This is a genomic window from Protofrankia sp. Cr1 (genome assembly GCF_963555865.1).
GTDB lineage: Bacteria > Actinomycetota > Actinomycetes > Frankiales > Frankiaceae > Protofrankia.
The window spans coordinates 1-7049 of record NZ_CAUVXO010000021.1; the positions used below are offsets into that span (position 1 = coordinate 1).

The 7049-nt window shown below is 68.3% G+C and carries 8 protein-coding genes; 2 read left to right on the forward strand and 6 right to left on the reverse strand.

Translation table 11 applies throughout. From position 1 onward, the window contains the following. Positions 1-881: MBL fold metallo-hydrolase (locus U9980_RS03820; RefSeq protein WP_322766703.1), on the reverse strand; the 881-nt coding region annotated here is incomplete at its 3' end. Between the two features lie 13 nt (positions 882-894). Further along, positions 895-1119 (reverse strand): hypothetical protein, encoded by a 225-nt coding sequence (locus tag U9980_RS03825; protein ID WP_322766704.1) that lies wholly within the window; start codon positions 1117-1119, stop codon positions 895-897. 433 nt (positions 1120-1552) lie between these two features. Here U9980_RS03825 and U9980_RS03830 point away from each other — a divergent pair, with 433 nt between their 5' ends. Continuing rightward, positions 1553-1771, forward strand: coding sequence for a hypothetical protein (locus U9980_RS03830; RefSeq protein WP_322766726.1), 219 nt, complete (start codon positions 1553-1555; stop codon positions 1769-1771). 4 nt (positions 1772-1775) lie between these two features. Here U9980_RS03830 and U9980_RS03835 read toward each other — a convergent pair whose 3' ends face one another. The 4 genes from U9980_RS03835 to nadA all read right to left on the reverse strand — a co-directional run bounded on the left by U9980_RS03835 (position 1776) and on the right by nadA (position 6068). Next, complete coding sequence (locus U9980_RS03835; protein ID WP_322766705.1) at positions 1776-2753, reverse strand: aldo/keto reductase family protein; 978 nt, start codon at positions 2751-2753, stop codon at positions 1776-1778. Positions 2754-2861: 108 nt separating this feature from the next. Beyond that, positions 2862-3734 (reverse strand): polysaccharide lyase family 1 protein, encoded by an 873-nt coding sequence (locus U9980_RS03840; RefSeq protein ID WP_322766706.1) that lies wholly within the window; start codon positions 3732-3734, stop codon positions 2862-2864. A gap of 490 nt (positions 3735-4224) precedes the next feature. Further along, the gene (locus U9980_RS03845; RefSeq protein ID WP_322747390.1) at positions 4225-4863 is read right to left on the reverse strand and encodes a DUF3043 domain-containing protein; all 639 of its coding nucleotides are present in this window, start codon (positions 4861-4863) and stop codon (positions 4225-4227) included. Beyond that, positions 4863-6068, reverse strand: coding sequence for a quinolinate synthase NadA (nadA, locus tag U9980_RS03850; RefSeq protein ID WP_322766707.1), 1206 nt, complete (start codon positions 6066-6068; stop codon positions 4863-4865). The genes U9980_RS03845 and nadA overlap by 1 nt, the downstream gene beginning before the upstream one ends. Before the next feature lie 495 nt (positions 6069-6563). Between nadA and erpA the strand changes: the two genes are divergently transcribed. Then, positions 6564-6947 carry an iron-sulfur cluster insertion protein ErpA gene (gene erpA / locus U9980_RS03855; protein ID WP_322747392.1) on the forward strand — a complete coding sequence of 128 codons (384 nt, stop codon included), beginning with the start codon at positions 6564-6566 and terminating at the stop codon, positions 6945-6947. The last annotated feature ends 102 nt before the right edge of the window (positions 6948-7049 follow it).

A 7049-nucleotide genomic window follows, 5' to 3' on the forward strand; every position in this document is an offset into this window, starting at 1 on the left:
GCAGTGGCCGGCGCGCCGGCAGGCGCAGTGGCCGGCGTGATGTCGAGCACGGTCCCGTCGGGGTGCACCTGCGCGCCCATGAACGCCAACCGCTGGGCGAGCGCATCTCCGGGCGGGTTACGGTGGCTCAGGTGGACGGCGATGACCAGGGTCGTGTCGACCACCGCGTCGCGTTGCCGCAACTGCGCGAGGACGTTCGCGAAGCCGGGCAGGTCCAAGTGGTCACCGAACCCCGGACGGTCACCGTTGTTCTCCTCCATCAGCACCACGTCGAACGCCCGACCGGTGAGTGCCTCCAGGGTCTGGCGCGGCAGCGGCGCGCCGGTGTCACACGCGTAGAGCAGCCGTCCGCCGTCCGGTGTCGTCACGTCGTAGAGCACCGCCGGCCCGATGACCGCGTCCCCGTGGTTGGCGGCCACCGGCCGGATCTCGAAGCCACTGAGTCTCAGCACGTCGCCCGCGAGCGCCGGGTGGAACCGAAGCGGTCCAGATCCACCTGAGCCACCAGCAACCTGATCGACATCCGTGACGTCCCACGGGCCCACGAAGGCGCGGCAGGCCTCCAGACAGGCCGGTGGCCCGACGACGTCCAGCGGCTGGTCGGCCACGGTTGTCCACGCCCGCCACATCAGCGCCGCGGGCCCGGTGTGGTCGGGGTGGGCGTGGCTGAACAGCAGGTGCCGCACGCCTGCGAGCCGCACCCCGAAACGGGTGGCGGCCCGCGGCACGTCCGGCCCGCAGTCGATGAGCATGATCTCGTCGAGGAGGACCGCGGTCTGGGTGCGTACCTCGTGTTCCCGCGCCCAGCGGCACGACGCGCATTCACACCACGGATTGGGCCAGCCGTCGGCCGATCCGGTGCCGAGCAGTCTCAGCCGCACGCGGGTGACGTTCTCACGCCGGCGGCTCCTGCGGCTCGGCGCGGGGGTGGGCATGGGGGTGGGGGTGGCGCTTGCGGTCGGTCAACGTCATGATGGTGATGACGAGTCCGAGCAGCAGGATCGCGCCGATCGTGACCAGGCCGACCGCCCACCACTCCATCGGCGCCTTGGTCGACCCGACGGTTTCGGCGAGCACTGTCATCCCGGTGACCGTTGTCGTCCCGGAGAACGTTGGCATGACGCCATCTGAAGCTGTGAACACGGCTTCCTTCCTCTGTTCGACACGTCCACCCGTCCGCCGGATCGTACGGGCGCCGGATCGTGCGGGCGCCGGCCGCAGAGCACCGGCCGGCGGTTCACGACTTTCGCACGCCGGTGCTCTGCGGCGAAATGGATAGGCTCAGGGTGTGCGACCGGTCACGCCTTGCCGGAGATCAGGACAGGACCTCGACGGGGCATCGGATGCCCGGGGCCTGGGCGAGCCGCTTGTCGGTTGTGTCGCGCTCTCGGTTGTGTCGCGCTCTCGGTTGTGTCGCGCTCTAACACGGGCCGGGAGGGTGGCCGGGATGGGCCGCCGGAGTGCTGACCGTGTTGGATGGAGCCTGCCTATCCAGAGAAGATGACCCTGGCAGGAGGACGACATGGACGGGACGACAGAGGGGGACCATGCGGTGAGCTGGACGTGGCGTTTCGAGGCCGAGGACGGTGCCGCGGTCGGGGTCGGGCCTGCGGGTGCGTCCTCGTCGGAGTCGTTCCCGACCCAGAGCGACGCCGAGACCTGGTTGGGGGAGACCTGGCGGGAGCTGCTGGAGGCCGGCGTCCAGCAGGTGGTGCTGGAAGACGCCGGCCGCAAGGTCTACGGCCCGATGAGCCTGCGTTCCGTGGACTAGCCGGTCATACGGCATCCGGGTCGGTCACGATCACATCGCTGAGCACCGCGTCGATCCAAGCCAGGATCTCCTGGTCCAGCTTTACTCCCGACGCCTTGACGTTCTCCTCGACCTGCTCCGGTCGGGATGCTCCGATGATCGCCGAGGCCACGTTGTCGTTCTGCAGCACCCAGGCGACGGCCAGCTGTGCCGGGGACAGGCCGACGTCGGCCGCTACGGGTAACAGGTCCTGGACCCGGGCGAGAATCTCGTCCCGCAGCAGGCGTCGGATGGCACCCGAGCCGGCCTCACTGACCGCGCGGGTGTGCTCGGGCCGCGGCGCTCCCGGCAGGTACTTGCCGGTGAGTACACCCTGCGCCACCGGTGACCAGACGATCTGGGCGATGCCGGCGGCGCGGGATGTCGGGATGACCTCGGACTCGATCGTCCGCCACAGCATCGAGTACTGCGGCTGGTTGGAAATGATCTGGTCGTAGCCGGCCTGCGCGGCGATCCGTACCGCGTCGGCGATCTGCGCGCCGGTCCACTCCGAGACACCGACGTAGAGCACCTTGCCGGCCCGCACCAGGTCGTCGAAGGCCCGCAGGGTCTCCTCCAACGGCACGGTCGGGTCGTAGCGGTGTGCCTGGTAGAGATCGAGATGGTCGGTGCGCAGCCGCCGCAGCGAGGCGTGGCAGGACTCGATGATGTGCTTGCGCCCCAGACCGCGGTCGTTCGGGCCGGGTCCGGTCGGCCAGAACACCTTGGTTAACAACTCGTAGGATTCGCGGCGTATCCCGTCCAGCGCCTCGCCCAGCACAACCTCGGCCTTCGTGCCCGCGTACACGTCGGCGGTGTCGAAGGTGGTGATCCCGTTGTCCAGAGCAGCGTGCACGCACGAGATCGCCTGATCCCGCTCGATCTGATCACCGTGGGTGATCCAGTTGCCGTACGCGATTTCACTGACGCTCAGTCCGCTGCGTCCCAGTCGTCGATGCTCCACATAACCACCCTATGATTTACGGCCCAGGGCCGAGGCTCGGGTGATACCCGGATACCCGGATACCCGGATGCCCCGGCCCCGGGCCGGGAACCCGGCGCGGCGAGCAGGTCAGCATGGTCCGGCACCAGCCGGGACGGATGCGGCGATGGTCGCCGCCGGTTCGGCCAGGTAGGCATATGGCAGTTGAACAGTGGAACTGCTGGCGGCGGTTCCGGCCGGGGTGGCATTACCGAAGTCGTTCGGGTGGTCGGACGACAGGATGGCAGTCCCGGGCTCCGTGCTGTAGCCGGTTGTGATCACCGGGGTGCCGACGCCGCGGAAGACGTTGGACTCAAGGAGAACCACCGCACCCATCCGCGAGTTGACGGCGGTGTCGGCTGTCTGGAACACGTTGTCGTAGACGTGGCCGGTGCCAAAGCGCAGGCTCGGCAGCCGTGAGTTCACGTTGGTGAACCAGTTGTGATGGATGGTGACATGCAGTTTGCCCCGGTCGGCGGTGTCGTCGTCACTCGCGCTGATGAGCATCACTTTGTAGTGGTCGTGAAACCGGTTCCACGACACGGTGACGAGATCGGAAGCCTTCGTGATGTCGAGCAGGCCGTCGTAGTAGTCCTTGCCGTGCGTCATGTCGCTGGAGAGGTCGTTCTGAGTGATCCACACATGCTGGGAGCCGTAGACGCTGATCGCATCGGTGCCCGTTGCCAGGCTGATGGTCAGGTTGCGCACGATCACGTTGGTCACATTGCGGATGTTCAGCCCGCCACCGGTGAGACCAGCGCCCTTCGCAGCCCCGACGATTGTCTTGTTCGAGGCGACCTTGATCTGACCGGTGAGCGCGATCACTCCGGTGACCGTGAGTACGTACGGTTGGTCCGCGCCGGCGTACCTGGCGAGGTCCGCCGCGGTCGTGACCGTCACCGTGGCCCCGGCCGCGCCACCGGTCGTGCCGGCGGCAAAGCCGTCGGCCGTCGGTGCCGGCACGGCCGCGCCTGAACTGGATGGCCCTGCACTGGCTGATGTCATGCCGGTCGGCGGAACAGCTGTGGATGCGTTCACGGCTGTCGTCGGTGTGGCTGGGGCGGCGGACGGTGATGTTCCAGCCGCCGGCCCGGCCACACCGGACGCGCTCGATGTCGCTGCTGGGCCGCCGGCCGGAAGATTCGGCTCGCATGCGGCCAGAACGACCAGAGCGACCGCGGTCAGCAGGTATACGGTTGTGCGTTTCACGTACTACCCCTCGATAAGGGGCGTCGCCCTCCCCCTGGACGGGGCCGCACGGCGGCCACCGCCCACGCCGCCAGGACGATGCGGTCCGGTCGTTGCCGGTCAGGACCGGCGTCCGTCCGAACAGCGTAACGTACCGAAGAGTAGTACTACGAGGTTTTTCAGACGTATCCGACCCTGTTGCCGCATTTGGTCCCAGATCTTCTTTGACTGGGCCCGATTTGTCGCCCGGGCGAGTCCGGCCGGGTCAGCGGCCGCTGCCGGCGCGGGTGACCCGGGGCCGCGGCATCCGCCAGCGGGCCGGTAGTAGGGCGCGTTGCACGCTGTACGCGCGCACCTTGACCGGTGAGTCCGGGTACTTCTCGCCAACCCTGCGGCTGACCTGGCGGGACAGCACGATCGAGTCGACGGCCACGGCGAGGATGCCCAGCAGCATCAGGTAGGTGGCGATCAGCCGGATGTACACGTTGGGGACGAGCCCGCCGACGAAGTACACCGCGGCGGCGGCGAGGAAGAACGGCCCCACATTGCGGCGGGCGTCGACGAAGTCCCGGGCCAGTACGCGCTCGGGGGCACGCTCACGCGGGGGCAGCTTGCTGACATCCCCCGACATCATCGCAGTCCGGTACTCCTGGGACTGGCGACGTCGCTCGCCGCGGGAGTTCGCCCGGGTGTCCTTACCCGACCCCGGGGTCGCCAAGGCGCTGCCGCCGCGGGCGCGGGCCGCGCGGGCGTCGCTGCGCTTGGGGGTGGGGCGTCCCTTACCCGACCCGTTCCCACTACCGACGGGGGCGCCCGCCTGGGCCGGCTCACCGCTGGTCGGGCCGGCGGCTGACGGGTCGGTGGGTGCGCCCGGCGCTGTCGTACGTCGTTTCAACAGGGCCATCAGGGGAGCGCCAGCATCTGGTCAAGGGCCTTTCGGGCGTGTGTCGCGACATCGGGATCGACCGTGATGCGGTTGACCGTCTCGCCGCGCACGAGGGACTCGAGTGCCCACACGAGGTGGGGCAGATCAATACGGTTCATCGTCGAGCAATAGCACACCGTACGGTCCAGGAAGGCGACGGTCTTGTCGGGATGCCGGTTCGCGAGCCGTTGCACCAGGTTCAGCTCGGTGCCCACGGCGAACGCGCTGCCCGGCGGTGCCTCGTCGACGACTCTGATGATGTATTCCGTCGATCCGATCATGTCCGCAGCGGTGACGACCTCATACTGGCACTCCGGATGAACCAGCACGGTGACGCCGGGTATGCGGGCGCGGACGTCGTCCACGCACGCGCGACTGAACCGGCCGTGCACCGAGCAGTGGCCTCGCCACAGGATCATCCGCGCGTCGCGCAACCGGGCCGCCGCAACACCGCCACCCGGGCGGTGCGGGTTGTAGACCACGCAGTCCTCACGTGCCATACCCATCTCCAGCACCGCCGTGTTGCGGCCGAGATGCTGGTCGGGCAGGAACAGCACCCGCTCGCCGCGGCGCTTGGGCCCGAACGCCCACTGCAGTGCCCGCCGGGCATTGGACGAGGTGCAGATCGTGCCGCCGTGCCGCCCGGTGAACGCCTTGATCGCGGCAGTGGAGTTCATGTAGCTGACCGGGACGGTACCTTCGGCGAGCCCGGCGTCGGCCAGCGTCTCCCATGCCTGCTCGACCTGTTCGAGCGCGGCCATGTCGGCCATGGAGCAGCCGGCGGCGAGGTCGGGAAGGATCACCTGCTGGTGGTCGCCGGTGAGGATGTCGGCGCTTTCGGCCATGAAGTGCACGCCGCAGAAGACGATGTGGCCGGCTTCGGGGCGTCCGGCGGCCTGCTGAGCGAGCCTGAACGAGTCGCCGGTCACGTCCGCGAAGGCGATGACCTCGTCCCGCTGGTAATGGTGCCCGAGTACGAAGACGGAGGCGCCGAGCGCAGCCCGGGCCGCGGCGGCGCGCTCAACCAGGTTCGGATCGGATGCCGGCGGCAGCGCACCGGGGCAGTCGACCCCACGCTCGCTGTCGGGATCGGCACCGCGACCCAGCAACAGCAGCGTGAGCGGATTCGGTGGGAGTTGCAGCGGCGTGATGGCGGCGCGGTCGAGCGCGGGGTTGATCGTCATGCTCGCTCCTCCGGTCGACCGGCCGACCGGCTCGCTCGGGGCCTGCGGGCGCGCACCGTTGAGTCCTGATTGTGCGCCCGCCGGCCACCGGGAGGTGGTCTGGCAGCCTTCTCGTAGACGAATGGTCGACACGACTCTAACTCGCCGGGCACGCACGTGCCGTCGTCGACCGGAGGAGTTCACGATCACAGCTCTTCGCGCTGTGCTTGGTCGTCCGCTGAGGTCCTGCGTACGATGGGAAGGCGATCGCGGCATGCGGTGTTGCGAGTAGGTGTTGTGGATGACGGCTACCGCCGCGATGGCATGAACGGCGACATTCGTACGAATGGCGATATTTACCGACATCTCGTGCGGTTGCACACAGAGTGCACACGCAATGTGGGTAGACGAATACCGGCCACACTTGACAACAAGGGCTCGACCGGCCTTCGGATGCGCGATCATGAGTTCTTTCGCGCAGGCGCGGGCCCCAAGGGAACCTAGGGAGCAGTCTCCATGACCGTCCAGGACGCGACGACTGACACCGTGACCGGCACGGACACAGCGACCGGGCCGACCACCGTCATCCTGACCGACGTGGCCGCGAGCAAGGTGAAGAACCTGCTTGAGCAGGAAGGTCGTGACGACCTCCAGCTGCGGATCGCCGTGCAGCCCGGCGGCTGCTCCGGCATGCGCTACCAGCTCTTCTTCGACGAGCGTCAGCTCGACGGCGACACCGTCCTGGACTTCTCAGGTGTCAGGGTCGCGGTCGACCGGATGAGCACCCCGTACCTCGGTGGCGCGAAGATCGATTTTGTCGACACGATCGAGAAGCAGGGCTTCACGATTGACAACCCCAACGCGGCGGGTTCCTGCGCCTGCGGCGACTCCTTCCACTGATCCGGGCGCTGCGGGTCGGGATGCGTCCCGGTCTGACCTTCCAGCGGTAGTAGCTGGTGACGCCCGTGTCGACCGGTCACCGGTCGACACGGGCTCGGTCGC

Bases quoted from the DNA above. Each gene is read 5' to 3' on its own strand.
- U9980_RS03825 (WP_322766704.1), bottom strand. From the start codon at position 1,119: ATGCCAACGTTCTCCGGGACGACAACGGTCACCGGGATGACAGTGCTC.
- U9980_RS03845 (WP_322747390.1), bottom strand. From the start codon at position 4,863: ATGGCCCTGTTGAAACGACGTACGACAGCGCCGGGCGCACCCACCGAC.
- nadA (WP_322766707.1), bottom strand. From the start codon at position 6,068: ATGACGATCAACCCCGCGCTCGACCGCGCCGCCATCACGCCGCTGCAA.
- erpA (WP_322747392.1), top strand. From the start codon at position 6,564: ATGACCGTCCAGGACGCGACGACTGACACCGTGACCGGCACGGACACA.